This is a genomic window from Streptomyces sp. NPDC107454, from assembly GCF_055582885.1.
In genome coordinates this window covers 110,071-134,858 of the sequence record NZ_JBVJPA010000026.1, presented here as the reverse complement: position 1 = coordinate 134,858, position 24,788 = coordinate 110,071, and the positions used below count along the sequence as shown (strand labels likewise).

Below are 24,788 nucleotides of genomic sequence, written 5' to 3'. Positions count from 1 at the left end.
TCTGGCGTTGATTTTTGGCACGCTGTTGAGTTCTCAAGGAACGGACGCTTCCTTTGTACTCACCCTCTCGGGCTTTCCTCCGGGCGCTTCCCTTCTGTGTTTCCAACCTTACCAGATCCGTTTTCCGTTCCGTTTCCGGTCGGAATTCATTTCCGGTGGCCGTTGGAGGGCCTTTGCCTATTCGATTGCCTTCCGGCTCTCTTTCGGCGAGTCCGACTTTATCAGAAGTTTTTGACCGGCCTTACCGGCCACTCAGTCCTGAATAATCGGGAGGTGCTTCTCGGGAATAACATTCACAAGAAGCTGGCAGATCCTAACTGCCACCGTCTGGACTTGTCCAGCTCTAGGCAACTGTTCGAATCTACCTCCCCACCGGCTCCGTGTCAACGGCTCCTGTGCGGCGAAGAGGAGACTAGCAGGTCAACGGGGATGAACGCACATCAGGCGGCCGTCGGAAGAGTCGCGCTGCGCTCGGACTCATCGACGTCACCGGTGTCGCCGGCCCGTACCGCGCGACCGCCCAGGACATAGACGTACGCGAGGAAGGCCAGTTCAGCGGCGATTCCTATGCCGACACGGGCCCAGGTGGGGAGACCGGACGGGGTGACGAAGCCTTCGATGGCGCCCGAGACGAAGAGGATCAGAGCCAGGCCGATCGCCATGCCGAGAGCGGCGCGGCCCTCCTCCGCGAGTGCCGTACGGCGCGAGCGGGGGCCCGGATCTATCAGGGTCCATCCCAGTCGCAGACCGGTGCCCGCGGCCACGAAGACGGCGGTCAGTTCCAGGAGGCCGTGCGGAAGGATCAGGCCCAGGAAGGTGTCGAGGCGGCCCGCCGACGACATCAGGCCTATGCCCACGCCGAGGTTGAGCATGTTCTGGAAGAGGATCCAGAGAACCGGTAGCCCCAGGAAGATGCCCAGGACCAGGCACATCGCGGCGGCCTGGGCGTTGTTCGTCCAGACCTGGGCCGCGAACGACGCGGCCGGGTGGCTCGAGTAGTAGGTCTCGTACTCGCCGCCGGGGCGTGTGAGCTGGCGCAGCTGGCTGGGGGCCGCGATCGAGGACTGGACCTCGGGGTGCGTGCCTATCCACCACCCCAGGACAACGCCGACCAGGGTCGACAGGAGCGCCGTGGGGACCCACCAGTGGCGTGAGCGGTACACCGCCGCCGGGAAACCCTGCGTGAGGAAGCGGGTGACATCGCGCCAAGAGGCGCGGCGGTTGCCCGTCACGGCACCACGCGCGCGTGCCACCAGTTGGCTCAGACGACCGGTGAGCTGCGGATCCGGCGCGCTGGACTGGATCAGGGAGAGGTGCGTGGCCGTACGTTGATACAAGGCGACGAGTTCGTCGGCCTCGGCTCCGGTGAGCCGGCGTTGGCGGCGCAGCAGGGCGTCGAGACGGTCCCACTCGGCGCGGTGGGCGGACACGAAGACGTCGAGGTCCATCGGTTCTGCTGCTCCTCGTCCTCTCGTACTGCGTGTCAGCTTGTCGTACTGCGGCGCGATGTGCCCTCAGCTTGGCAGACTGACCGTTCTCAGGGCAGGTCAGGGGAAGGACGGCGAGTGTGAGTGAGCTAGTGACGGGCGAGGCGGTGGCGCTGGAGCTGCGCCCCGCGAAACTGCCGAGCCGGGCGCTGGCGGTGCTGCTCGATCTGGCCGTGTCGATGACCGCCTATTTGATCGTCACCATCGGCCTGCTGGCCGCGACGGCGGCCATGGACGATGCGGCGCGGATCGCGGTGTCGATCGCGAGCTTCGTTCTGCTGCTGGTGGGCGGCCCGATCGCGGTGGAGACGCTGAGCCACGGCCGCTCGCTGGGGAAGCTGGCTTTCGGGCTGCGGGTGGTGCGGGACGACGGAGGGCCGATCCGGTTCCGGCACGCCCTGGTACGTGGTGCGATCGGTGTGGTCGAGATTCTGATGACGTTCGGGATCATCGCGTGCATCGCGTCGCTCGTGTCGGCTCGGGGGCGGCGGCTCGGTGACGTGTTCGCGGGGACCCTCGTCGTGCGGGAACGGATTCCCGTCGGGCATACGGCCTTCGTGCCTCCGCCGCCGCCCTGGCTGGCGGGGCGGTTCTCCGGACTTGATCTGTCGGCCGTGCCGGACGGCCTGTGGCTGGCCATTCGTCAGTACCTGACGCGGATGCGGCAGCTGGACCCTCAGGTCGGCGGGGCGATGGCGGAGCGGCTCGCCTCCGATCTGGCCTCCCGTACAGGGGCTCCGGCGCCGCAGGGGGCGCCTGCGGCCGCCTATCTGGCGGCCGTGGTGCAGGAACGGCAGGCGCGGGACGCTCGGCGGGCCTTCGGCGGCGGGAGCGCTCCGGCGGGGCCCGGGGGCCCGGGCGGGTTCGTCGCCGGGATGCCCGGCGCGGGCGGCGGCCCTGCCCTGGGGCAGCCAGGCGCGCACTCCTATCTGCAGGACCATCCGCGGACCTATCCGCAGGCGGGTGCCTCTTCGCCCTCCGCGTCGGCGCGGGACCTCTATCCCTCGGCGTCCCCGGCCTCGGAGGGCCCGGGGGCGTCGGCGCAGCAGGCGGCGCCGCCCGCGGCACCGCGGGACGAGCCGGTCGAACGCCCGTCGACCGGGTTCGCGCCGCCCGCCTGAACCCGCTCCGAACGGTGTCCCGGCGTGGTCAGGCGAAGACCGATGGCGGGGATTCGAGGTGCTCGAGCTCCACGCCGGGCGCCGCCAGGACCACGTCTCCCGCGATGTGTACGGCGTGCTGTTCCCCCGTGTCCAGGGCTGTGACCTGGTATTCGTCCACGGTCAGGGGGCCGTTGTCAGTGGCGTGTGTTTCTCTCGAGATCAAGGCCCAGGACTGGTCGACGGTGCGCGGGGCGAGGACCGGGTCGGTGAAGGCGACGAGGCGTACGCGGGTTGCGGAGGCATCGGGGGTGAGGCGCAGGAGGCGGGCGGTGGCGACGAGGAAGGCGGGGGATGTTCCGGTGAAGGCGTGGGCGCGGACATTGCCTTCGGTGGCCTCGGTGCCGGTGGGGTCGGTGCGGACCCAGGTCACGCCGTCGAGGGCGGCGCCACGGACCTGCCAGCTCGCGGCGTGCAGTTCGAGACGGATGGGGCGGCCGAGCTCGTCGAGGGCGAGGTCGACCGAGCCGGCATGGTCGCCGGAGGGGGTGGTCAGTTGCGAGACGTAGCGCCAGCCGGAGGGGCCGGGCGCGCAGTGGAAGTGTTCTTCGGCGAGGGGGGTGTGATCGTGCGGATCATGGAGCGAATATCGACCGCGGGGCATGGGCGTTCAGGTCCTCATCGGGGACAGGCCCCCGCCACGGGGGGCGAGGGCCTGCTGACATCCGTACGCCGAGCGGTGGTACCGCTGCTCGGCGGGGTGCTCAGTAGCGGTAGTGGTCCGACTTGTACGGGCCCTCGACCTCTACGCCGATGTACGCGGCCTGCTCCGGGCGGAGCGTGGTGAGCTTGACGCCGAGGGCGTCGAGGTGGAGGCGGGCGACCTTCTCGTCGAGGTGCTTGGGCAGCACGTAGACGTCGGTCGGGTACTCGTCGAGCTTGGTGAACAGCTCGATCTGGGCCAGGGTCTGGTCCGCGAACGAGTTGGACATCACGAACGAGGGGTGGCCGGTGGCGTTGCCCAGGTTCAGCAGGCGGCCCTCGGACAGGACGATGATCACCTTGCCGTCGGGGAACTTCCAGGTGTGAACCTGCGGCTTGACCTCGTCCTTGACGATGCCCGGGATCTTCGCGAGGCCGGCCATGTCGATCTCGTTGTCGAAGTGACCGATGTTGCCGACGATCGCCTGGTGCTTCATCTTGGCCATGTCCGAGGCCATGATGATGTCCTTGTTGCCGGTCGTGGTGACGAAGATGTCGCCCTTGTCGACGACCTCGTCGAGGGTCGTGACCTGGTAACCGTCCATCGCCGCCTGCAGGGCGCAGATCGGGTCGATCTCGGTGATGATCACCCGGGCGCCCTGGCCCCGCAGGGACTCCGCGCAGCCCTTGCCCACGTCGCCGTAGCCGAGGACGACTGCGGTCTTGCCACCGATGAGGACGTCGGTGGCGCGGTTGATGCCGTCGATCAGGGAGTGGCGGCAGCCGTACTTGTTGTCGAACTTCGACTTGGTGACGGCGTCGTTCACGTTGATCGCCGGGAACAGGAGGGTGCCGTCGCGGTGCATCTCGTAGAGACGGTGGACGCCGGTCGTGGTCTCCTCGGTCACGCCGCGGATCTCCGAGGCGAGCTGGGTCCACTTCTGCGAGCCGTCGGTGATGGTGCGGTGAAGGAGTTCGAGGATGAAGCGGTGCTCCTCGGACTCGGCGGTGTCGACGGACGGGACCTTGCCGTCCTTCTCGTACTCGACGCCCTTGTGGACGAGGAGGGTGGCGTCACCGCCGTCGTCCAGGATCATGTTCGGGCCGCCGGTGGGGGTGTTCGGCCAGGTCAGAGCCTGCTCCGTGCACCACCAGTACTCCTCCAGGGTCTCGCCCTTCCAGGCGAAGACCGGGACGCCCTGCGGGTTGTCGGGCGTGCCGTTCGGGCCGACGGCGATGGCGGCGGCGGCGTGGTCCTGGGTGGAGAAGATGTTGCAGGAGGCCCAGCGGACCTCGGCGCCGAGGGCGACGAGGGTCTCGATGAGGACGGCGGTCTGCACCGTCATGTGCAGGGAGCCGGTGACGCGGGCGCCCGCGAGGGGCTGCGTGGCGGCGTACTCCTTGCGGATCGACATCAGGCCGGGCATCTCGTGCTCGGCGAGGGTGATCTCCTTGCGGCCGAACTCGGCCAGGGAGAGGTCGGCGACCTTGAAGTCCTGTCGGTTGTCGACAGTCGTCATTGCGAGCTGCTCCTCGGGGTCTGGATTGGGGCGAGGTGGATACGGCTGTCTGCGCGGCGCGGGGCATACGCATGCCCGAGCAGGGCACGGACGTACCCCGCAGCCGGGCACAGGAATGCCTGGTGCGCGCAGCGCAGTCCGTCGGAGGCCCTCTCTCCCTCGGCCGGTCCGCGGTGGGACCGCCCGACCGCCATCAGCAGCGACGTCTGGCTCAGCCACCAAGCTACACCGGTCGCCCCGGGCCGCCCCAGTCCGGCTCTGGTCAAAGGTCCTTCCGGACAAGGTGGGGGGGCTCGTTTTCGGGCAGGTGCGTGCCAGGGGGTCGGCGCCGGGTGGGTCAGTGCTCGGAAGGTGTCTGGGCGGGGCCCCCGGGGGTCGCCTCGGGGTTCGGTCCCTTTGCGGCCGCCGCCTCGCTGTAGATGTCCGGTTCCAGGTAGATCACGCGGGCGATCGGGACGGCGGCGCGGATGCGGGACTCGGCGGCGTTGATCGCGGTGGCGACCTCGGCGGCCGTGTCGTCGTGCTGGACGGCGATCTTCGCGGCGACCAGGAGCTCCTCCGGGCCGAGGTGGAGCGTGCGCATGTGGATGATGCCGGTGACCGTGTGGCCGTCGACGATGGAGGCCTCGATCTTCTTGACCTCTTCGACGCCGGCGGCCTCGCCCAGCAGGAGGGACTTGGTCTCGGCGGCGAGGACCAGCGCGATCAGGATGAGCAGGATGCCGATGCAGAGCGTGCCGATGCCGTCCCAGACGCCGTCGTCCGTGAGCAGGGCCAGGCCGACGCCGCCGAGGGCGAGGACCAGACCGATGAGCGCGCCGAAGTCCTCCAGGAGGACGACCGGCAGCTCGGGGGCCTTGGCGCGGCGGATGAACTGCGACCAGGAGTGCGTGCCGCGCAGTTCGTTGGACTCCTTGATGGCCGTACGGAAGGAGAAGCCCTCGGCGATGATCGCGAACAGCAGGACGCCCACCGGCCAGTACCAGTGTTCGATCTCGTGCGGGTGCTTGATCTTCTCGTAGCCCTCGTAGACGGCGAACATGCCGCCGACCGAGAAGAGGACGATCGAGACGAGGAAGGCGTAGATGTAGCGCTCTCGGCCGTAGCCGAAGGGGTGCTGGGGGGTCGCCTCGCGCTGGGCCTTCTTGCCGCCGATCAGGAGCAGGGCCTGGTTGCCGGAGTCGGCGAGCGAGTGGACGCCCTCGGCGAGCATCGAGGACGAGCCGCTGAACGCGAACGCCACGAACTTCGATACCGCGATCGCGAGATTGGCGCCGAGTGCCGCCACGATCGCCCTGGTGCCGCCTGAAGCGCTCATGTGCTCCTGCTGTCCCTTCGTACGCCGTCCGGGCCCCGTTCGTACGCTCGTACGCCGGTCCGGGCTTTGCCCGCCCTTTGCGGTGGGCCATTGTTGCAGCCCGGCCCGACGGCGGTACGTCTGGCCGCCACAGTCGCCTCGTCAGGCCACCACTGTCGCACGGAAGATCGTGCCGGATCCGGACACCTCTGCCTTTTCGCCCGCCGGTACGAAGACCGACTCGCCGGGGGCGAGCGTGTTGCCGTCGGCGCGGACGGAACCCGACGTGCAGAGCAGGATCTGCGGGGTGTCGCGCGTGAGGTCGTGCGGGGCGGCGCCCTCCGCGAGGGCGTACCGGGAGAGGCGGAACTCGTCGATGGGGGTCGCGTAGACCTCCTCGCCGTCGGGGGACGCCTCCGGGCGCAGGACGCCGGGGTCGCTCGCCTCGAAGCGGACGACGCGCAGGAGTTCGGGGACGTCGACGTGCTTGGGGGTCAGGCCGCAGCGCAGGACGTTGTCGCTGTTGGCCATGATTTCGACGCCGAGGCCGTTCAGATAGGCGTGCGGGACGCCGGCGCCGAGGAACAAGGCCTCGCCGGGCTGGAGCTGGACGTAGTTGAGGAGCATCGCGGCGATCACGCCGGGGTCGCCCGGGTAGTGGTGGGCGAGGTCGGCGTAGGGGGCGTAGGCGCCGCCGAGACGGGCGCAGGCGGCCGCGGCCTCGGTGACCGTGTGGGCCATCTCGTCGGGGTCCGCGCTCAGCACCGCCGTCAGGACCTCGCGCAGCGCCGCGTCCTCCGGGTGGGCGTGCAGGAGGTCGACGTACGGCTTGAGGGAGTCGACGTCCAGGCCGGCGAGCAGTTCGGCGGTCTCGTCGGGGGCCCGGAAGCCGCACAGGCCGTCGAACTCGGTGAGGGCGCAGATCAGTTCGGGCTTGTGGTTGGCGTCCTTGTAGTTGCGGTGCGCGGCGGATATCGGGATGCCGCGGAGCTCCTCGTCCTCGTACCCCTCCTTCGCCTGTTCGAGGTTGGGGTGCACCTGGAGGGAGAGAGGCGAGCCCGCAGCGAGGATCTTGAACAGGAACGGCAGGCGGGGGCCGAACTTGGCGACGGCCGCGCGGCCGAGTTCCTTCTCGGGGCCCTCACCGATGACCTCGTCGAGGGGACCGCGCGCCGTGCGGGAGGGCGCGCCCGGGTGGGCGCCCATCCACATCTCCGCCTGCGGTTCACCGGTCGGCTCGACGCCGAGCAGCCGCGGGATGGCGGTGGTCGAGCCCCAGGCGTAGGGGCGGACGGTGTTTTCGAGGCGGTCCATGTGTGTCGTTCTCTCCGTAGGTGCGCTGCGCTGGTCAAGAGTCCCGGGTCGGCCGAGGCCGATCCGGAATGCCTGGCTACAAGATCAGGCCCCTGAAGCGAGCGCCAGGTAAACGGCAGCGAAATCCGTGACGGCGATCAGTTCCGCGAGGGTCTCCAGTTCGGGGCCCTCCTCCGGTTCGAGCTCGCTGAGAGCCGTGTCGTGGCTGAGGGCGAGTTCGCGGGCGGCCGGGGCGGCGGTGAGGCCGCCGGCCGGGCGGTCGCGCAGGAGCACCACGCGCGCGTGCAGGACCTGGGCCTCTTCCACGCGGTCGCGGAAGAAGTCGTCGGGGTCGGCGCCGGCGGCGAGTGCGCCCGAGAGCAGCACGCTGTGGGCGGCGAGTGCCTCGGGGAGTTCCGCGGTGAGGGCGGGGCGTCCGGCCAGTTCCGCGAGCGCGGCGGTGAAGCGGCGGCCCGCGGGGCCCGCGGAGGTGCCTTCCGTCCAGATCACCGGGAGTGCTTCGGCGAGCTCGGCGGCGAGCGTCTTGGCCGGGTTGCTGTAGGGCGCGATGGCCGGGCCGCAGCGTTCGGCGACGCGGTCGAGGCGGTCGGCGACCTTCTCCAGCGCCTCGGGCGGGGCGGAGACCAGGCCGGTGCGGTCCAGCAGTACGAGCAACGGGGTGAGCAGGGCCCAAAGGACGCCGGGGGCGGAGGCCGCGAGGGGTTCGGCCGGCTCGTACGGGGCGGTCGCCATCGGTACGAACAGGCCGTGCGTGCCCTGCACCTCCTCCACGATCGGGGTGCCGGCGGGGGCCACCGCTACGACGGAGCAGCCGCGCCGGTATGCCTGCTCGACCAGGAGTTCGAGGCCTGGTTCGCTGCCGTCGGGGGTGGCGATCAGCAGGAGGTCCACCGGGCCCGCCCAGCCGGGCAGTTCCCAGCGGAGGGCGCCGGACGCGGGGGCGACGCCGGTGGGGGTGAGCCGGATGATGGGGCAGCTGGCTCCGGCGAGGGTGCCGAGCAGTTCGGCGACGCCGGTGGCGGCCAGGCCGGGGCCGGCGATCAGGACGGCGCGTGGGCGGCCGTCCGGCTTCAGTTCCGCGATGCCGGCTTCCGTGGCGTGCCGGACTGCGGTACGCACGCGGGCGCCGGCCTCGGCGGCGCCCCGGAGCAGCTCGCGACGGTCGGCGCGGGCGAGCGCCTCTGGGTCGTCGAGCAGCGATTCGTCGAGCATGGGTCGGCAGCCTCCCGATCGCCGGTGTGTTGCCTCTGTCGCCTGATTCGCCTGTGGGGTGGGTGTCGCCGGTGAGGGTGTTTAACCGGGGCGGCGGGCCTCGTCGACGAGGAGTACGGGGATGCCGTCGCGGACGGGGTAGGCGAGGCCGCAGTCCTGGCCCGTGCAGAGCAACTCGCTCTCCTGCTCCTTGAGCGGGGCGTGGCAGGCCGGGCAGGCGAGGATCTCCAGGAGGCCGGCTTCGAGCGGCATGGGGTGTCCTTTCGAACGGGGTGGATGCGGCCTGGTCAGCGTACCGCTGTGGGGGGTGGGGTGCCGGGGTGTGTGGACGTGGTGATTTCGCCCCCGCCGCCCCTACCCGTCCCATCCCCAGGGGCTCCGCCCCTTCCACCCCGCCAGGGGCTCCGCCCCCGGACCCCCGATCGCCCGAAGGGCTCGTCCTCAAACGCCGGACGGGCTGAGGGGCGCGGGCCGGGGTGGGTGGGTGGACCGGGGGGTGGGTGGGGCATCGGCCCCCGGCCTTGTCCCCAAACGCCGGACGAGCTGGGGGACGGGCCAGGGTGAGTGGATTGACGAGGGTGGGTGGGGCATCGGCCCCCGACATCTTCAAACGCCGGACGGCCGGACGGGCTGAGTGATTCGGGCCGGGGTGGGGGTGGGTGGGGCATCGGCCCCCGGTCTCGTCCTCAAGCGCCGGACGGGCCGGGGTGGGTGGGGTTTGGCTTTTGGCCGGGTTCTTGAACGCCGGGCGAACCGAGGCTTTCAGGGGCGCGGGGAACTGCGCGGCCAGCCCCCACCCACCTGCAGCCGAACGCTCCGCAGCCGAACACCCCGGAGCCGAACAACCGTCGGGCGGAAACGGCAGCCCGGAAGGAGGTCAGCCCCTGATGATGTGCAGGATCTCGTCCCGTAGCTTCGCCATCGTCGGCTCGTCCTTCGCCTCGGCGTTCAGGCGGAGGAGGGGCTCGGTGTTGGAGGGGCGGACGTTGAACCACGAGTCGTCCAAGGTGACGGTCAGACCGTCGAGCTCGTCGATGGTGACACCCTCGCGGCCCTCGTACGCGGCCTTGATCGCGGCGAGGCGGGCCGCCTGGTCGTCGACCGTGGAGTTGATCTCGCCGGAGCCGACGTAGCGGTCGTACTCGGCGACGAGCTGGGAGAGCGGGCCGTCCTGGCCGCCGAGGGCGGCGAGGACGTGCAGGGCGGCCAGCATGCCCGTGTCCGCGTTCCAGAAGTCGCGGAAGTAGTAGTGCGCGGAGTGCTCGCCGCCGAAGATCGCGCCGGAGCGGGCCATCTCGGCCTTGATGAAGGAGTGGCCGACGCGGGTGCGGACCGGGGTGCCGCCGTGCTCGCGGACGACCTCGGGCACCGACCAGGAGGTGATGAGGTTGTGGATGACCGTGCCGCCGCCGTGCTTGCCGAGTTCGCGGGCGGCGACCAGGGCGGTGATCGCGGACGGGGAGACCGGATCGCCGTTCTCGTCGACGACGAAGCAGCGGTCCGCGTCGCCGTCGAACGCGATGCCGAGGTCGGCGCTCTCCTCGCGCACGCGCTGCTGGAGGTCCACGATGTTCGCCGGGTCCAGCGGGTTCGCCTCGTGGTTGGGGAACGTGCCGTCCAGTTCGAAGTACATGGGTACGAGCTCGAGGGGGAGGCCCGCGAAGACGGTCGGCACCGTGTGCCCGCCCATGCCGTTGCCCGCGTCGACCACGACCTTCAGGGGGCGGATGTCGGTCAGGTCGACGAGCGAGCGGAGGTACGCCGAGTAATCCTCCAACGTGTCACGCTGCGTGATCGTTCCCGGTGTCGCGTCGGAGGCCGGGAGGCCCGAGTCGAGCCAGGACTCGACGAGTTCGCGGATCTCGGCCAGGCCGGTGTCCTGGCCGACCGGGGCGGCGCCCGCGCGGCACATCTTGATGCCGTTGTACTGGGCGGGGTTGTGCGAGGCCGTGAACATGGCGCCCGGCAGGTTGAACGCACCGGACGCGTAGTACAGCTGGTCGGTGGAGCACAGGCCGATTTCGGTCACGTCGACACCGCGTGCCGCCGCCCCGCGTGCGAAGGCGCGCGACAGCCCGGGCGACGAGGGCCGCATGTCGTGCCCGATCACGATGGCGTCCGCTCCGGTCACCTGGACGAAGGCCGCCCCGAACAGCTCGGCCATCGACTCGCCCCACTGGTCCGGGACCACCCCGCGTACGTCGTACGCCTTCACGAGCTGCGACAGATCAGCAGTCACGGCCAACCTTCCAGAAGTCCATTTCGGTCGCCCCAAACTACCCGTACCGGCTGACAGCCCGCCGTGAAGGGGCCGATCGGACGCTCACCCGTCATCTGGGAGCCCCGACCGTCACCTGGGGGTAACGCACGGGGCCGAATCCGGCCGTCAGGGCAGCATCCAGTCGAGGACCGGTGAGCTCTGGCCCAGCACGATCAGACACATGATCAACAGCAGCCCGGCGCTCCACGGGAGCACTTTGCGCAGCAGGTCGCCCTCACGGCCCGCGAGCCCGACCGCCGCGCACGCGATGGTCAGGTTCTGCGGCGAGATCATCTTGCCGAGCACTCCGCCCGAGCTGTTGGCGGCGGCGAGCAGTTCGGGAGACAGCCCCGACTCGTGGGCCGCGCTGACCTGGAGGGCGCCGAAAAGGGCGTTCGCCGAGGTGTCGGAGCCGGACACCGCCACCCCGAACCAGCCCAGAACGGGTGACAAGAAGGCGAGCCCCGCTCCGGCCGCCGCCACGTAGTGGCCGATCGTGGCCGCCTGTCCGGAGAGGTTCATGACGTATGCGAGGGCCAGCACGGACGTCACGGTCAGGATCGCGAACCTCAACTCGCGCACCGTCGCCGCCCATTCCTCGGCCGCCACACGCGCGTGCACCCCGAGTACGACGGCCGTGCACAGTCCGGCGAGCAGGACGAGGGTCCCGCCGGTCGACACGAGCGGGAGCGTGAGGACATTGCCCCCGACCGGCTTGCCCTCGGGGGTGACGACGTCCAGGAAGGGCCAGTCGTACGTACGGGTCGCGTGCGCCAGCCAGTCCTTGACCGCCGGGATCTGCGCGATCGAGAAGATGACGACGATCAGCGCGTACGGGGCGTAGGCGCGCGCGACCTCGGGGCGCGGGTCCTCCTGGTCCAGGTCCTCGCTGCGTACGCCCGTCAGGACGGCCGCTCGTACGGGCTCGGCGGCGGGCCTGCGCGCGTGCGGCACGGCGACCAGGGCGGCGGCGCCCGCCAAGGACGCGCCGATGTCGGCGAGTTGCGCGGAGACGTAGTTCGAGGCGGCGAACTGGGCGGCGGCGAAGGCGACTCCGCACACCAGGACGGGCACCCACGTCTCGCGCAACCCGCGCCGGCCGTCGACCAGTCCGACGAGCACAAGGGGCACGACGAGGGCCAGCAGCGGGGTCTGACGGCCCACTACGGAGGCGACGGAATCCAGTGGCAGGCCGGTGACTTGGGCGAGGGTGACGACCGGTGTGCCCATCGCGCCGAAGGCGACCGGCGCGGTGTTGGCGACGAGCGCCACCACGGCCGCGCGCACGGGGTCGAAGCCGAGCGCGACCAGCATCACCGAGCAGATCGCGACGGGCGCGCCGAAGCCCGCGAGGGCTTCCAGGAGCGCGCCGAAGCAGAAGGCGACGACGAGTGCCTGGATGCGCGGGTCGTCGGACAGTCGCCCGAACGAGCGACGCAGGACATCGAAGTGCCGGGTGCGGACGGTCATCCGGTACACCCACAGGGCGTTGACGACGATCCACAGGATGGGGAAGAGGCCGAAAACGGCTCCCTGGGCGGCGCTGGAGAGCGTCTGGCCGACCGGCATGCCGTAGGCGAGCCAGGCGACCAGGGAGGCGGCCAGGAGGCCGATGAGCCCGGCCCGGTGCGCCTTCATGCGAACGCCGCCGAGCAGGACGAGGACGATCACGAGGGGCAGGGTCGCGACGAGGGCGGAGAGGCCGAGCGAGTCGGCCACGGGTTCCAGTTCCTGGACGTACACGGGCGCCTCCCCGGATTCCGCCGCACGGGGGGTTCCGCGATGCGGAAAGCGTTTTCTCACGGGTGAGGAAATCGTCGTGTCCGCGACAAGCCCTCGTCAATGGGCGCGCACGATTCGGTGGAGCCGGGGGAGGAAGCTCAGCGGGATCGGCCCTGGATACGGAGAGGGCGGACGCTCAGTTGTCCGGCGAGCGCAGCACCCGTAGATGGCCGCGGCGCGCGACCTCCATCGGGTCCGCCGAGCGGGCGCCGCCACCGGCCTCGGCGGCGCGCTGCTGCGGCCTGGCCGCCTCGCGCACCGCGTTGGCGAGCGCTTCCAGATCGTCACCGCTGGGGCGCGAGGGAGCGGAGGCGTCGGCGAGCCGGACGACCTCCCAGCCACGCGGCGCGGTGAGTCGCTCGGAGTGCTCGGCGCACAGGTCGTAGCAGTGGGGTTCGGCGTAGGTGGCGAGCGGGCCGAGGACCGCGGTCGAGTCGGCGTAGACGTACGTCAGCGTCGCGACGGCGGGGCGGCCGCAAGCGGTTCGCGAACAGCGACGTACAGGGCTCACGACGTTGGACGGTACCGCACTCTTGAGCGGGCCGCGACGACTCTCCCCCAGGTCACCCCACCGTGTCGTGCTGTGAGGCCGCCCACACAAGCCTTCGGACCGCCCGTCCTGACCTGGGGCGACATCCCGCGACGAGATGCCGAACAGACCTGAATCCGGTCACCACTTGGTGCAAACCACGTCAATTGCCATGTGAGCGACGGTCCCGGAGGGATACGGAATCGAGCCCAAGCTTGGCTGGAATGGTCATCCTGCGACATCCGGAACGTGTGCCGGGCTTCGTGCCCCGGGCCGCGGGCAGCCGCGTGGGGGCCGGGCACGCGGACCTCGTGGGGACTACTCTTCGTCAGTGATGGACACCCCTGTACAGCCCACCGCCGCCGCACCCGGGCCCCGCCGTCGTGATCGCCACGGAAGGGGCATGCGCGGTCCCGTGGCACCGCCCCAGGTGCCGCTCGCCGCGAGCCGCGCCGAGGTCTTCGCGGACCTGGTGCAGGACTCCGTGGAGCGGCTGGAGCGGCGCTGGCCCCAACTCGCCGACATCGACTTCATGGTCCTCGAAGTGCCCCGCCTCGACGGCTCCGGCGAGGCCTGGAGCGACGAGGCGGTGCCTCTGGGGGGCACGATCCCGGCGCACGAGGGCCATCCCGCGCGCGTGGTCGTCTACCGTCGCCCGGTCGAGATCCGCACCAAGGGCCGCGACGAGCGCGCGGCGCTGGTGCACGAGGTCGTCGTGGAGCAGGTCGCGGAGCTGCTGGGGCTGACACCGGAGACGGTGGACCCGCGCTACGGCGAGGACTGAGGCCCGCCCGAGCAGTACCGGGAGCACGGTCACGGCGCCACCGGGTCCCCCTTGCCACCGGGTCCCCCTTGAGGACCCGGTGGATCACCCGTACGGGATCACTTCTTCAGCAGCACCGACAGATCCTGGTCCGCCTCCGGTACCGCCACCGTCCCGCGGTCGTCCGGGAGGGTCTGGATCGTGAACCCGGGGACACCCTCCTGCGCGGAGGCGAGGGTCCGGGAGGCGTAGACGGGGCCTCCGGAGACGGGCTCGACCGTCAGGGCGTACGTCCCCTTGAGACCGGCCGGGACCGGTGCGTCGACGTCCTGGGTCGTACCGCCCTTGATCGTGTACGTCTTCGTCACCGCCGTACCACCCTCGCTGCCGGCGGACGCGGTGACCTTGACCTGGGCGCTCTCGCCGGGAGCGGACAGGGCGAGCGTGGTGCCCTTGGAGCTGTTGTCGGCGACCGTCGCGCGCGCGCCGACCGGGCTGGTGGCCGGGATGAACGCCATCTCCTGCTTGCTGCCCTTGCCGCGCACCACCTGCAGGGCCGCGACGACCGGCGCCGAGGTTCCGGTGGAGGTGAGCACCAGGGAGCCCGCCTCGCCGCGCGTGACGTCACCGAGGTCGGCCGCCGCGGTCATGCCGGCCTTCACGTGCAGCGTCTCGTTCCCGGCCGGTGTGATCAGGCCCGAGGGCGAGGCGAGGCGGACCTTCAGGTCGGCGTCCTGGTCGCCGGGCGCGAAGGCGACCAGCCGCACGGCCGTGGCGTCCTTGGGGATGCCCGGCATGACGAGGCTGCCCGCCGGGTCGGTGGAGGCGGCCAGCCAGTCCCCGCCGATCTTGTCGTCCAGGGCCTGGACGGCGGCCCCGACGCGGCCGCTGCGGACGGTCACGTGGACGGTGAGGTCGGTCTGCTGCCCGCTCGCGAGCGTGCTCAGCAGGATCGGCTCGCTGGCGTGCGGCTGGACCGTGATGCCCTCGCCCACCGTGGACTTGAGGGTGCCGTCCTTGCCGTACAGCTCGACGTCGACGACGGCCGCCGAGTCGTCGGGGTTGGTCAAGTGCACATAGTCGGTGCGGCCGGTGGCGGTGCTGACACCCGGGAACCAGAACTCGGTGTCCGGAGCGGTGCAGTTGGTGCCGAGCAGACCACGGCCGGTGCCCGCGGCGACCGCGGTGGTCTCCTGGACGGTCCAGCCGGGCGCGAACTTGCCCTCGGCGGTGCCGACGAGGGCGGGCGGCTCGGCTCCGGAGCCGTCACCGGTGGCCGGCTTGCCGGGCTCCGCCGGCTTCAGGGCGGGCTTCACGGTCTTCTTGCCGGTCTTCTTGCCGCTCGCGGAGTCCGCCGACTCCAGGGCCGCGGCCTGCAGTTCGGCCTTGCCGCTGTCGGCGGCGCCCTGGGTGACGGGCGTGTACGACGTGTACGACGTCTCCGCGATCTCGGAGGTGCTGGGCTGCGGGCAGAGCAGGCTGGTGCGCTCCACGGGCTGCTGGGTGGCCGCCTTGGCGGTGTTGTCGCCGGAGGCGGCCGGCGCGTTGAGCGAGGCGAATCCGGTGACGGCGGCGAGCGCGGTCGCGCCCGCGATCAGGGACAGGGTGGTGCGGTTCACTGCTGGCTCCCGTCGGGGCGCTCACTGTCGGTGCCGTGCGGCGGCTGCGGCGGCGTGTTCGGGTCGTAGGCGGCGTCGTAGCCCTGGCCGGTCCCGTCGTAGCCCTGGTACGTCTGCATCGGGTCGTACGGTGCCGTGCCCCCGTAGGCGTACGGGTCGTACTGGCCTGCCTGGTAGGGGTCCGCCTGGTACGGCTGCTGCTCGTAGGTGCCCGCCGGGTACTGCTGCTGGCCCTGGTACTGCTCGCCGCCGTAGGTGCCGTACTCGGCGCCCGCGTAGGTCGACGCGTCCCACTCGTCGTACGCCTGCTGCTGCGGGACCGATACGGGCGTCCGCTCGGCCTCCTCCTCCGGAGGAGGAAGGGTGCCCTCTTCCTGGACGGCCTGGTCGGACTGCTCCGCCTCGGCCTCGGCCTGGGCGCGCAGGCGGCGGGCGCGGCGGCCCTCGCCCGTGACGTCCTGGGCGGGGACGACCGGCTCGTCGGGGAGGTCGTCGTCGACGTCACGGCGCCGCCCGGGCAGGGCGAGGACCACCAGGACGACGGCGAGCGCGCCCTGGGCCCACAGCCAGCCGGTGTGGCTCATCGGGGCGTCGAAGGTGACGTCCAGCCTGCCGCCGCTCGCGGGCAGTTCGAAGCCCTGCGCCCAACCGTCGACGGTGGTGCGGGTGAGCGGCTTTCCGTCCAGGGTCGCCGTCCAGCCCGCGTCGGCCGTGTCGGCGAGGCGCAGCACGCGGCCCTCTCCCCCGGAGGGGATGGTGGTGTGCAGTTCGACCGGCCCGGCGGCGATGGACAGGGCCTCGCCGGACTTGGGGACGATCGAGGCGCGCGAGACCTGGCGGTCCAGGCGCCACAGGGCGCTGCCGTCCTGCTGACTGAGCCGGGTCAGGCCCGGGGTGGCGTCCAGGACGCGGCTCATCTCGCGGGGCGCGCCCTTGCGGACCAGGACGTAGCGCACGGCGAAGCCGCCGAGCTGGTCGGCCTGGTCGGCGCCGGAGCCCGCCACGAGGTTGGCGACGACCTTGTCGAGCTTCTTGTTCTCGCCGCCCTCGGCCGCGAGTTCGCCGTCGCCCATGCGGGCGCCGGAGCCGCGGACGAGGGTGTAGCCGACGCGGGCGCCGGAGTCGCTGTCGAGGACGAGCGTGCGGGCCTGGTCGCGGGTGCCGCTCTCCTCGGCGACGAACGCGGGCACCTGCACCGGGTCACGGCGCTCCACGGGGCCGTCGGCGCCGCCGAGGACCCATCCGGCGGCCACCAGCAGCGGGCCGGCGGCCGAGGCGAACGCGATGAGCGCGGCGACCGGCTGGCGCCAGCCGAAGCTCTGCTCGGCCACCCGCGCGCGTGCCCCGTCGGCGCCGAGCGTGGCGGCGGCGAGCAGTGCGAGGCCGTAGACGAGGGTGGCGGGTCCCGCCCAGGCCGACTTGTTGGACAGCACGGCGAAGACGAGCGCCACCAGGGCGACGGCCCAGGCGGCCCACACCGCGCGCTGCCGCTCGCTGCGCATCAGGGCGGCCAGCGCCGCCAGCACGATGCCGATGAGCATCAGTCCGCTGACCGTGCCGGGACCACCGGGGCTGGCGCCGAGCAGGTCGAGCGCGGAGGCCGCGCTCGCGCCGTAGGGCATCCCGGCTTCCTTGAAGAAGCCGAACGGGAGCAGTGTCAGCGACCAGGGGGCGAGGACCAGCAGCGGGGTGCCGAGCTGAGCCAGGAAACGCGGCCCGTAGGCGGTGATTTCCCTTCGGCGCACTACGAGGAGGGCGATTCCGAGGACCAGCGCGATGGGCCACACGATCGGCGTGAACGCCGTGGTGAACGTCAGCAGGAGGGCGTACGCCCAGGAGGCGCGCCAGCTGCCGCGCGCGCCGGAGGAGTGGGCCAGCCCGCTGGCGGCGATGCCCGCGCGCGCGATGAGCGGCAGCAGGATCGCGAGGACGGCGGTGCCGATGCGGCCGCCGGCGAGGGCGCCGGCGGCGGCGGGCAGGAAGGCGTACGTCACGGACGCCCAGGCGCGCAGCAGGCGCGACTCGACGAGGGGGCGTGAGGCGAAGTACGCGGCGAAGCCGGCCAGCGGGACGGAGGCCACCAGGAGCACGGTGACCGCGAGCCCGGTGGAGCCGAGGAGCAGGGAGGACAGCAGGGCGACGAGCGCGAGGTACGGCGGCGCGGTCTCCGTGCCGCCGGCGCCCACCGGGTGCCAGCCGTCGGCGTAGCGCGACCACAGCTCGGAGGCGTCGGCGGGCGCGGGCAGCAGCGCGCCGCCCGCGAGCGACCCGCTGCCGAGCAGGCCGCGGCAGGCCAGGAGGGAGACGAACAGCAGTACCAGGAAGAGCATCGGGCCGGGGTTGCGGGCGATGCGCTTGAGCCGGGCGAACTGCTCGATCTGCAGGAAGTCGGCGTCGTCGCCGCCGGGTCCGGACTCGACGGCGCCGCCGTGCCGTCCGGCGCCGGTGGTGGCGTCGGGGTCGTCGCTGCCCATGAAGTTGCCCGCGACCTGCTCGACCGTGGCCCGCACGGTGGCGCCGGGCGGCGGGAACAGGGCGCGCAGCTCGCCCTTGTCGACCTGGGGGCGACCGCGTCTGCGGCGGCCCGCGAGGATCCGCTCGGGGCGCAGCAGGGTTCCCAGCAGGCCGCGGATCTCGTCGACGGCCTGTCCGGGGACCTTGCCCACGAGGTAGGCGACGGTGCGCAGCAGGGTGCCCAGGACGAGCCGGATCAGGATCCAGGGCAGCTGTGCCGTACGGGCGTTGACGAGGAGGGTGTAGACGGCGCCCGCCTTGTCGACCTTGTGCGGGGAGGCGGCGGTGCGGCCCACGCAGTCGACGGTGCGGCGCTCGCGGGAGGCGGCCTCGGCGTGCCGGACGACCGCTTCGGGGGCGACGAGGACGCGGTGTCCGGCGGCCTGGGCGCGCCAGCACAGGTCGACGTCGTCACGCATCAGGGGCAGTCGGCGGTCGAAGCCGCCGAGTTCCTCGTAGACGTCGCGCCGGATCAGCATGCCGGCGGTGGACACGGCGAGCACGGGGTGGACGTGGTCGTGCTGGCCCTGGTCCTGCTCGCGGCGGTCCAGGCCCGTCCAGCGGCGGCCGGAGTTGGCGATGGTGACGCCGATCTCCAGGAGCGCTCGCCGGTCGTACCAGCCGCGCAGCTTGGGGCCGACCACGGCGACTTCCCTGCCGAGCTCCTGCTCGCTCTCCACGACCCGGAGCATCTGGGCCAGGGCGTCGGGCTCGGGAGCGCTGTCGTCGTGCAGCAGCCAGAGCCACTGCTCGGGCTCGCCGTGCGGGAGCTCCGGCATGTCGTAGGCGTCGTCGCGCCAGGTCCGGGTGACCGGGTCCCAGCCGCTGGGGCGCTTCAGATAGGGCAGGTCGTCCGGGGTGAGCACGCCGGCGCCGCGGATGGCCTCCTCGACGGCCTGGCCGAAGCCGGTGCGCCGGGCGAGGTGCAGCACCCGGTCGGCGCCGAGTGCCTCGGTCAGCAGCTGGGCGGAGTCGTCCGCGCTGCCGGTGTCGGCCGCCACGGCGTTCTGCACCGGGCGCTCCTGGCCGAGCAGGCCGGTGAGCGCTTCGGGCAGCCAGCGGGCGCCGTCGTGGGAGACGAGGACCGCGGTCACCACGTGGCGCGGGAACTCAGGTGTGGCGGCGTCGTGTGGGACTGCCGACTGGCTGTGCACGGACATCGAGGTACGGGCCCCGGTTCGATGGACTGCGGTGGACGTCTGTGTCCGGCGGGGACAGCGGGACGTCTCGGACGAGGGCCCACACTAACGGCTGGGCAACACAGCGGCCCGCCGCCTGTGGATAACCCACCTGCGACGGGCCGTTCTTACCTGCCGGTATCGGTACGAGGGGTGCGCGCCGTGCGGTCAGACGGCGGCCTTCTTCAGCCTTCGGCGCTCGCGCTCGGACAGACCGCCCCAGATGCCGAACCGCTCGTCGTTGGCGAGCGCGTATTCCAGGCACTCGGAGCGGACCTCACAGGCGAGACAGACCTTCTTGGCCTCGCGGGTGGAGCCGCCCTTCTCGGGGAAGAAGGACTCGGGGTCGGTCTGGGCGCACAGCGCGCGCTCCTGCCAGCCGAGTTCCTCGTCCGCGTCGTCGACCAGCAGTTGCTGCACCAGCTCGGTCATGTGCGCCCCTCGTCTGTCTTTCGCGTCCCCGTGATGCTGCCGTTACCGATTTCGGCTGAACGACACGAGTGAAATTACAAGTGTGCCGATCCGGGCCAGTCAAGCCGAGATCTGCTATTGAGCCCCTTATTCACTCTGCGGAACCAAGGCTATGCGGAAAGTGTTCAAATCGGCATAAACCCTGACAGCCTCAAAGGGCCCGTCCGGACTCCCGACCCGCTACTGGGAAGGACGACCAGAAGTTCGATCTCGTTCCGACGCGGACTCCGAAGCGAACCGGATCACATTTGGATCACGGGATCGCATCGAGGTTTGTGCGCCCGGTTGTGCGCCATGTGTCCGGGGCGGCTCCAGAGCAAACCTTTCGCCACACAGGTGAACCGGATGAGGTGAAACATTTCCCACATAGCGGACATGAAGTTGACAGTCGACGTGTGAACCGATGTCCTTATGGGCATGCTCGCGAACTTGGCACTCACCTCGACCCGCACCGCCGGGTCCCACGGTGCTGCCCGCGCTCGCTGTAGCTGTTGTTGCTGTCCCAGCTGTTGAGCCGTACCTCGCTCCGGCTGCCTCGCCGCCACTGAGGCGAATCCCCGCCCCGCTTCCGGGGCGCTCGCCCGTACCAGGGCACCCTCCCCGTCCGTGACCCGGACGGAAACGGCCCCGCGACACCCCAGCTCTCCGCCGAGGAACCACCGCACCCATGAACAGCGACAGCGACCTCCAGATCGCCGGCGACATCCTCGAAGTACCGCACCTGCTCCAGCCGCCGCGCGAGCACCCTGCCACCGTGTCCGAGTTCGTCGGCCTGGCCCGCTCCATCGCCGCCGACCGCTCCCAGTGGGAGCACCTCGTCCAGTACGACGCGACCTCCCGCTGGTACCACCGGCTGCGCACCGGACCCGGCTACGAGGTGTGGCTGCTGTCCTGGGTGCCCGGACAGGGCAGCGGACTCCACGACCACGGGCGCTCCTCCGGCGTACTCACCGTCCTGGAGGGCGCGTTGACCGAGCGCACGGAGCGCGACACCCGCGCGTTGGGGGCAGGATCCCAGCGGGTGTTCGCGCCGGGGTACATCCACGAGGTCGTGAACGACTCCCTGGAACCGGCCGTGAGCCTGCACGTTTACTACCCGGGTCTTACCGAGATGCCGATGCATTCGGCCCAGTGCGCACCGGCCGTCGTCACGGCCTGAGGGCGCCCGCGGTCTCGTAACCGCCTCACGCGTTGTCGTACCCGCCTGCCAGACTGAACCCCATGCGCATTGTGGTTCTGGCAGGCGGTATCGGTGGTGCCCGGTTCCTGCGTGGTCTCCAGCGGGCCGTGCCGGACGCGGACATCACGGTCATCGGCAACACCGGCGACGACATCCATCTCTTCGGCCTGAAGGTCTGCCCGGACCTCGACACGGTGATGTACACGCTCGGCGGCGGCATCAACGAGGAACAGGGCTGGGGCCGGACCGACGAGACCTTCCACCTCAAGGAGGAGCTCGCGGCCTACGGAGTCGGACCCGAGTGGTTCGGTCTCGGCGACCGCGACTTCGCGACGCACATCGTGCGGACGCAGATGCTGAGCGCGGGCTATCCGCTCAGCGCGGTCACGGAAGCCCTGTGCGACCGCTGGAAACCGGGCGTCCGGCTGATTCCCATGTCCGACGACCGCGTGGAGACCCATGTCGCCGTCGAGGTCGACGGGCAGCGCAAGGTGATCCACTTCCAGGAGTACTGGGTGCGGCTGCGGGCATCCGTGCCGGCCGAGGCCGTGGTGCCGGTCGGCGCCGAGCAGGCCAAGCCCGCACCGGGTGTCCTGGAGGCCATCGCGGAGGCGGACGTCATCCTCTTCCCGCCGTCCAACCCGGTCGTGTCCATCGGCACGATCCTCGCCGTGCCCGGCATCCGGGAGGCCATCGCCGACGCGGGCGTGCCCGTCGTGGGCCTCTCCCCCATCGTCGGCGACGCGCCCGTGCGGGGCATGGCCGACAAGGTGCTGGCGGCGGTCGGCGTCGAGTCCACGGCCACGGCGGTCGCCGAGCACTACGGCTCGGGGCTCCTCGACGGCTGGCTCGTCGACACGGTGGACGCGTCCGCCGTGGAGCGGGTCGAGGCGGCCGGGATCCGGTGCCGGGCCGTGCCGCTGATGATGTCCGACCTGGACACCGCGGCGCAGATGGCGCGCGAGGCGCTGACGCTGGCGGAGGAGGTGCGGGAGTCATGAGCGGACGGCTCTCTCCGGCTTCTTCGGCTTCTTCGGAACAAGTTCCGGAAGATGTTTCCGAACACGCTCCCGGACAAGGGCGCGCGGGCGACCAGGAAGTGGACGCCCTCGTCGCCTCTCCCGGCTACCGGGTCTGGGCGCTGCCCGGGCTCCCCGAGGTTCGACAGGGCGACGACCTCGGCAAGTTGATCGCCGTCGCCGAGCCCGGGCTGGTCGACGGGGACGTTCTCCTCGTCACCTCGAAGATCGTGTCCAAGGCCGAGGGACGCCTGGTCGAGGCCACCGACCGGGAGGCCGCCATCGACGCCGAGACCGTACGGGTCGTGGCGCGTCGCGGGGCCCTGCGGATCGTCGAGAACCGGCAGGGGCTCGTGATGGCCGCCGCCGGGGTCGACGCCTCCAACACCCCGGCCGGCACCGTCCTGTTGCTGCCCGAGGACCCCGACGCGTCCGCGCGGGCCATCCGGGACGAGCTGCGCGACACCCTCGGGGTCGACGTCGGCGTCGTGATCACCGACACGTTCGGGCGGCCCTGGCGCACCGGGCTCACCGATGTCGCCATCGGCGCCGCGGGCGTACGGGTGCTGGACGATCTGCGGGGCGGCACCGACGCGCACGGCAATCCGCTGAGCGCCACCGTCGTCGCCACCGCCGACGAGCTCGCCGCCGCCGGCGACCTGGTCAAGGGCAAGGCCTCCGGGCTGCCCGTCGCCGTCGTGCGCGGACTGCCCCACGTGGTGGCCGAGGACGACGGGGAGGGGACACGGGCAATGGTGCGAGGCGCGCGCGACGACATGTTCCGGCTCGGCACGTCGGAGGCCGTACGGGAGGCCGTGACCCAGCGGCGTACCGTACGGGCCTTCACCGACGAGCCGGTGGATCCGGGCGCCGTGCGGCGGGCCGTGGCCGCGGCGGTCACCGCTCCCGCGCCGCATCACACCACTCCCTGGCGGTTCGTGCTCCTGGAGTCCGAGGAGTCGCGTACGCGGCTGCTCGACGCCATGCGGGACGCGTGGATCGCGGATCTGCGGCGGGACGGGAAGAGCGAGGAGTCGATCGCCAAGCGGGTGCGGCGCGGTGACGTGCTGCGCAACACTCCGTACCTCGTTGTGCCGTGTCTCGTCATGGACGGGTCGCACACGTACGGCGATCCGCGGCGGGACGGGGCCGAGCGGGAGATGTTCGTGGTCGCCGTCGGCGCGGGGGTGCAGAACTTCCTCGTCGCGCTCGCCGGGGAGCGGCTCGGGTCCGCGTGGGTGTCGTCGACGATGTTCTGCCGGGATGTCGTACGGGACGTGCTGGAGCTGCCGGAGGGGTGGGATCCGATGGGGGCCGTGGCGGTCGGACATGCGGCGGAGGAGCCTCGGGCTCGGCCCGAGCGGGATGCCGGGGCGTTTGTCGAGGTGCGGTGAGGCCAGGTGCGGTGCGCTGTGTGCGGTGCGCCGCGTGTGGTGCGCCAGCTGTGGTGTGGTGAGTGTGGTGTGTGTCGAGAGTCGGGTGTTCGGAGAGGGTGAGCGCCTACTCTCGTAGGGCACCCCGAGTTTCCTAGGACCCCTTCGTGGCTGGACGTTTCACTCCTCGGCCGACGCGTACGACGGTGCGCGGCGGGCATGTCGCCGTGCCCGCGGATGCCTCCGGCGGAGTGCCTCGGCAGGCCGTCGCACCCGGGCGTACGCGCACCTGGACGCCGCCCTGGCCGGTCGATCTCGGGCTCGTGCTCGGGCCGCTGCGTCGTGGACCCGGCGATCCGACCTTCCGTGCGACGCCGGACGGGGCCGTGTGGCGGACCACCCGGACGCCCGCCGGGGCCGGGACGCTGCGGGTCTCTGCGCGGGGTGGGGCGGTGCGGGGCGAGGCATGGGGGCCGGGGAGCGAATGGCTGCTCGAACAGCTCCCCGAGATGCTCGGCGCGGCCGACGATCCCGATGCCTTCGAGCCTCGTCATCGGCTGGTCGCCGTCACGCGGCATCGGCGGCCGGGGTTGCGGCTGACGCGTACCGGGCTGGTGCTGGAGTCGCTCATTCCGTCCGTTCTGGAGCAGAAGGTCACGACGGACGAGGCGTATCGGGCGTGGCGGTTGCTCGTACGGAAGTTCGGGGAGCCTGCGCCGGGGCCCGCGCCGGAGCGGATGTCCGTCATGCCGGAGCCGCGGACGTGGGCGCTGATTCCCTCCTGGGAGTGGCATCGGGCCGGGGTCGACAACAAGCGGGCGTCGACGATTCTGCGGGCCGTCCGGGTGGCGGGGCGGCTCGAGGAGGCGGTGGGGATGGAGCCGGGGGCTGCGCAGGCTCGGTTGGAGCTGGTGTCCGGGATCGGGCCGTGGACCTCGGCGGAGACCGTGCAGCGGAGTCATGGCGCGGCGGATTCGGTGACCGTGGGGGATCTTCATCTGCCGGGGATCGTGGGGTACGCGCTGGCGGGGGATCGGGATGCGGACGACTCCGTGATGCTTTCGCTGTTGGAGCCGTATGCCGGGCAGCGGCATCGGGCGGCTCGGTTGATTCTGTTGTCGGGGCGGGTGCCTGCGCGGCGGGTTCCGCGGATGCCGCGGGGGGATATCGGGCGGCTGTAGTCGCCCCGGGTGCGGGCCGGGAGTCTCTTCGCCCCCGCCGCCCCTACCCGACCCATCCCCAGGGGCTCCGCCCCTTCCACCCCGCCAGGGGCGCTGCGCCCCCTGGACCCCCGCACGGCCTGAACGGCCTCGTCCTCAAACGCCGGACGGGCTGAAAGATACGGGCCGGGGTGGGTGGGGGGGGACCAGGGGTGGGTGGGGTTCGGGTTTCAGCCGGGTCCTTGAACACCGGGAGAGCCGAGGCTTTTAGGGGCGCGGGGAACTGCGCGCCCAGCCCCCACCCACCC

At 71.5% G+C, this 24,788-nt stretch carries 20 protein-coding genes; 7 read left to right on the top strand and 13 right to left on the bottom strand.

Features of this window, described 5'->3' with window-relative positions; translation table 11 throughout:
- On the top strand, positions 1–235 hold a 235-nt coding region (locus ACZ69M_RS45785), incomplete at its 5' end, for a hypothetical protein (RefSeq protein WP_351622818.1).
- A gap of 205 nt (positions 236–440) precedes the next feature.
- Here ACZ69M_RS45785 and ACZ69M_RS45780 read toward each other — a convergent pair.
- Complete coding sequence (locus tag ACZ69M_RS45780; RefSeq protein WP_095854302.1) at positions 441–1,448, bottom strand: stage II sporulation protein M; 1,008 nt, start codon at positions 1,446–1,448, stop codon at positions 441–443.
- 119 nt (positions 1,449–1,567) lie between these two features.
- Between ACZ69M_RS45780 and ACZ69M_RS45775 the strand changes: the two genes are divergently transcribed.
- Complete coding sequence (locus ACZ69M_RS45775) at positions 1,568–2,608, top strand: RDD family protein (protein ID WP_470059634.1); 1,041 nt, start codon at positions 1,568–1,570, stop codon at positions 2,606–2,608.
- A gap of 28 nt (positions 2,609–2,636) precedes the next feature.
- Here the strand turns inward: ACZ69M_RS45775 and ACZ69M_RS45770 are convergent, their stop codons facing one another.
- The 9 genes from ACZ69M_RS45770 to ACZ69M_RS45730 form a co-directional block, all read right to left on the bottom strand.
- Entirely contained in the window at positions 2,637–3,251 is a 615-nt protein-coding gene (locus tag ACZ69M_RS45770; protein WP_403688676.1) for a hypothetical protein, read from the bottom strand.
- Positions 3,252–3,351: 100 nt separating this feature from the next.
- Complete coding sequence (ahcY, locus tag ACZ69M_RS45765; RefSeq protein ID WP_470059632.1) at positions 3,352–4,809, bottom strand: adenosylhomocysteinase; 1,458 nt, start codon at positions 4,807–4,809, stop codon at positions 3,352–3,354.
- A 337-nt stretch (positions 4,810–5,146) separates the two neighbouring features.
- Positions 5,147–6,127, bottom strand: coding sequence for a cation diffusion facilitator family transporter (locus ACZ69M_RS45760; RefSeq protein ID WP_470059630.1), 981 nt, complete (start codon positions 6,125–6,127; stop codon positions 5,147–5,149).
- 141 nt (positions 6,128–6,268) lie between these two features.
- Positions 6,269–7,420, bottom strand: coding sequence for a mannose-6-phosphate isomerase, class I (gene manA, locus ACZ69M_RS45755; RefSeq protein ID WP_470059629.1), 1,152 nt, complete (start codon positions 7,418–7,420; stop codon positions 6,269–6,271).
- A gap of 84 nt (positions 7,421–7,504) precedes the next feature.
- Positions 7,505–8,632: an SIS domain-containing protein gene (locus tag ACZ69M_RS45750; protein WP_470059627.1), complete on the bottom strand. Its 1,128-nt coding sequence runs from the start codon at positions 8,630–8,632 to the stop codon at positions 7,505–7,507.
- An 81-nt stretch (positions 8,633–8,713) separates the two neighbouring features.
- Positions 8,714–8,884, bottom strand: coding sequence for a Trm112 family protein (locus tag ACZ69M_RS45745; protein ID WP_075027380.1), 171 nt, complete (start codon positions 8,882–8,884; stop codon positions 8,714–8,716).
- A gap of 625 nt (positions 8,885–9,509) precedes the next feature.
- On the bottom strand, positions 9,510–10,871 hold the full coding sequence (locus tag ACZ69M_RS45740) for a phosphomannomutase/phosphoglucomutase (RefSeq protein WP_470059625.1): 1,362 nt from the start codon (positions 10,869–10,871) through the stop codon (positions 9,510–9,512).
- Between the two features lie 147 nt (positions 10,872–11,018).
- Positions 11,019–12,635 (bottom strand): L-lactate permease, encoded by a 1,617-nt coding sequence (locus ACZ69M_RS45735; protein ID WP_470059624.1) that lies wholly within the window; start codon positions 12,633–12,635, stop codon positions 11,019–11,021.
- A 175-nt stretch (positions 12,636–12,810) separates the two neighbouring features.
- Positions 12,811–13,185, bottom strand: a complete 375-nt coding sequence (locus tag ACZ69M_RS45730) for a DUF3499 domain-containing protein (protein WP_054229213.1) — start codon at positions 13,183–13,185, stop codon at positions 12,811–12,813.
- A 352-nt stretch (positions 13,186–13,537) separates the two neighbouring features.
- On the opposite strand from ACZ69M_RS45730, the gene ACZ69M_RS45725 reads away from it, so the two are divergent.
- Positions 13,538–13,987, top strand: coding sequence for a metallopeptidase family protein (locus ACZ69M_RS45725; RefSeq protein ID WP_352044441.1), 450 nt, complete (start codon positions 13,538–13,540; stop codon positions 13,985–13,987).
- Positions 13,988–14,085: 98 nt separating this feature from the next.
- On the opposite strand, the gene ACZ69M_RS45720 is transcribed toward ACZ69M_RS45725, so the two are convergent.
- From ACZ69M_RS45720 to ACZ69M_RS45710, 3 genes are all read right to left on the bottom strand, one after another.
- Entirely contained in the window at positions 14,086–15,585 is a 1,500-nt protein-coding gene (locus tag ACZ69M_RS45720; RefSeq protein ID WP_470059622.1) for a DUF5719 family protein, read from the bottom strand.
- The gene (locus ACZ69M_RS45715; RefSeq protein ID WP_470059620.1) at positions 15,582–19,259 is read right to left on the bottom strand and encodes a glycosyltransferase family 2 protein; all 3,678 of its coding nucleotides are present in this window, start codon (positions 19,257–19,259) and stop codon (positions 15,582–15,584) included. Before ACZ69M_RS45715 ends, ACZ69M_RS45720 begins: the two co-directional genes overlap by 4 nt.
- Before the next feature lie 186 nt (positions 19,260–19,445).
- Entirely contained in the window at positions 19,446–19,709 is a 264-nt protein-coding gene (locus ACZ69M_RS45710) for a WhiB family transcriptional regulator (protein ID WP_003975777.1), read from the bottom strand.
- A gap of 706 nt (positions 19,710–20,415) precedes the next feature.
- Here ACZ69M_RS45710 and ACZ69M_RS45705 point away from each other — a divergent pair.
- The 4 genes from ACZ69M_RS45705 to ACZ69M_RS45690 all read left to right on the top strand — a co-directional run bounded on the left by ACZ69M_RS45705 (position 20,416) and on the right by ACZ69M_RS45690 (position 24,501).
- Positions 20,416–20,907 (top strand): cysteine dioxygenase, encoded by a 492-nt coding sequence (locus tag ACZ69M_RS45705; RefSeq protein WP_054229209.1) that lies wholly within the window; start codon positions 20,416–20,418, stop codon positions 20,905–20,907.
- A 62-nt stretch (positions 20,908–20,969) separates the two neighbouring features.
- On the top strand, positions 20,970–21,929 hold the full coding sequence (gene cofD / locus ACZ69M_RS45700; protein WP_470059618.1) for a 2-phospho-L-lactate transferase: 960 nt from the start codon (positions 20,970–20,972) through the stop codon (positions 21,927–21,929).
- A gap of 98 nt (positions 21,930–22,027) precedes the next feature.
- Positions 22,028–23,341 carry a coenzyme F420-0:L-glutamate ligase gene (locus tag ACZ69M_RS45695; RefSeq protein ID WP_470059616.1) on the top strand — a complete coding sequence of 438 codons (1,314 nt, stop codon included), beginning with the start codon at positions 22,028–22,030 and terminating at the stop codon, positions 23,339–23,341.
- A 146-nt stretch (positions 23,342–23,487) separates the two neighbouring features.
- Positions 23,488–24,501: a DNA-3-methyladenine glycosylase family protein gene (locus ACZ69M_RS45690; RefSeq protein ID WP_470059614.1), complete on the top strand. Its 1,014-nt coding sequence runs from the start codon at positions 23,488–23,490 to the stop codon at positions 24,499–24,501.
- Positions 24,502–24,788 lie beyond the last annotated feature (287 nt).

What these genes read in the sequence shown, in the direction of transcription:
- ACZ69M_RS45780 (WP_095854302.1), bottom strand. Translation starts at nt 1,448, where the DNA reads ATGGACCTCGACGTCTTCGTGTCCGCCCACCGCGCCGAGTGGGACCGT.
- ACZ69M_RS45770 (WP_403688676.1), bottom strand. Translation starts at nt 3,251, where the DNA reads ATGCCCCGCGGTCGATATTCGCTCCATGATCCGCACGATCACACCCCC.
- ahcY (WP_470059632.1), bottom strand. Translation starts at nt 4,809, where the DNA reads ATGACGACTGTCGACAACCGACAGGACTTCAAGGTCGCCGACCTCTCC.
- ACZ69M_RS45760 (WP_470059630.1), bottom strand. Translation starts at nt 6,127, where the DNA reads ATGAGCGCTTCAGGCGGCACCAGGGCGATCGTGGCGGCACTCGGCGCC.
- manA (WP_470059629.1), bottom strand. Translation starts at nt 7,420, where the DNA reads ATGGACCGCCTCGAAAACACCGTCCGCCCCTACGCCTGGGGCTCGACC.
- ACZ69M_RS45750 (WP_470059627.1), bottom strand. Translation starts at nt 8,632, where the DNA reads ATGCTCGACGAATCGCTGCTCGACGACCCAGAGGCGCTCGCCCGCGCC.
- ACZ69M_RS45745 (WP_075027380.1), bottom strand. Translation starts at nt 8,884, where the DNA reads ATGCCGCTCGAAGCCGGCCTCCTGGAGATCCTCGCCTGCCCGGCCTGC.
- ACZ69M_RS45725 (WP_352044441.1), top strand. Translation starts at nt 13,538, where the DNA reads ATGGACACCCCTGTACAGCCCACCGCCGCCGCACCCGGGCCCCGCCGT.
- ACZ69M_RS45715 (WP_470059620.1), bottom strand. Translation starts at nt 19,259, where the DNA reads ATGTCCGTGCACAGCCAGTCGGCAGTCCCACACGACGCCGCCACACCT.
- ACZ69M_RS45710 (WP_003975777.1), bottom strand. Translation starts at nt 19,709, where the DNA reads ATGACCGAGCTGGTGCAGCAACTGCTGGTCGACGACGCGGACGAGGAA.
- ACZ69M_RS45705 (WP_054229209.1), top strand. Translation starts at nt 20,416, where the DNA reads ATGAACAGCGACAGCGACCTCCAGATCGCCGGCGACATCCTCGAAGTA.
- cofD (WP_470059618.1), top strand. Translation starts at nt 20,970, where the DNA reads ATGCGCATTGTGGTTCTGGCAGGCGGTATCGGTGGTGCCCGGTTCCTG.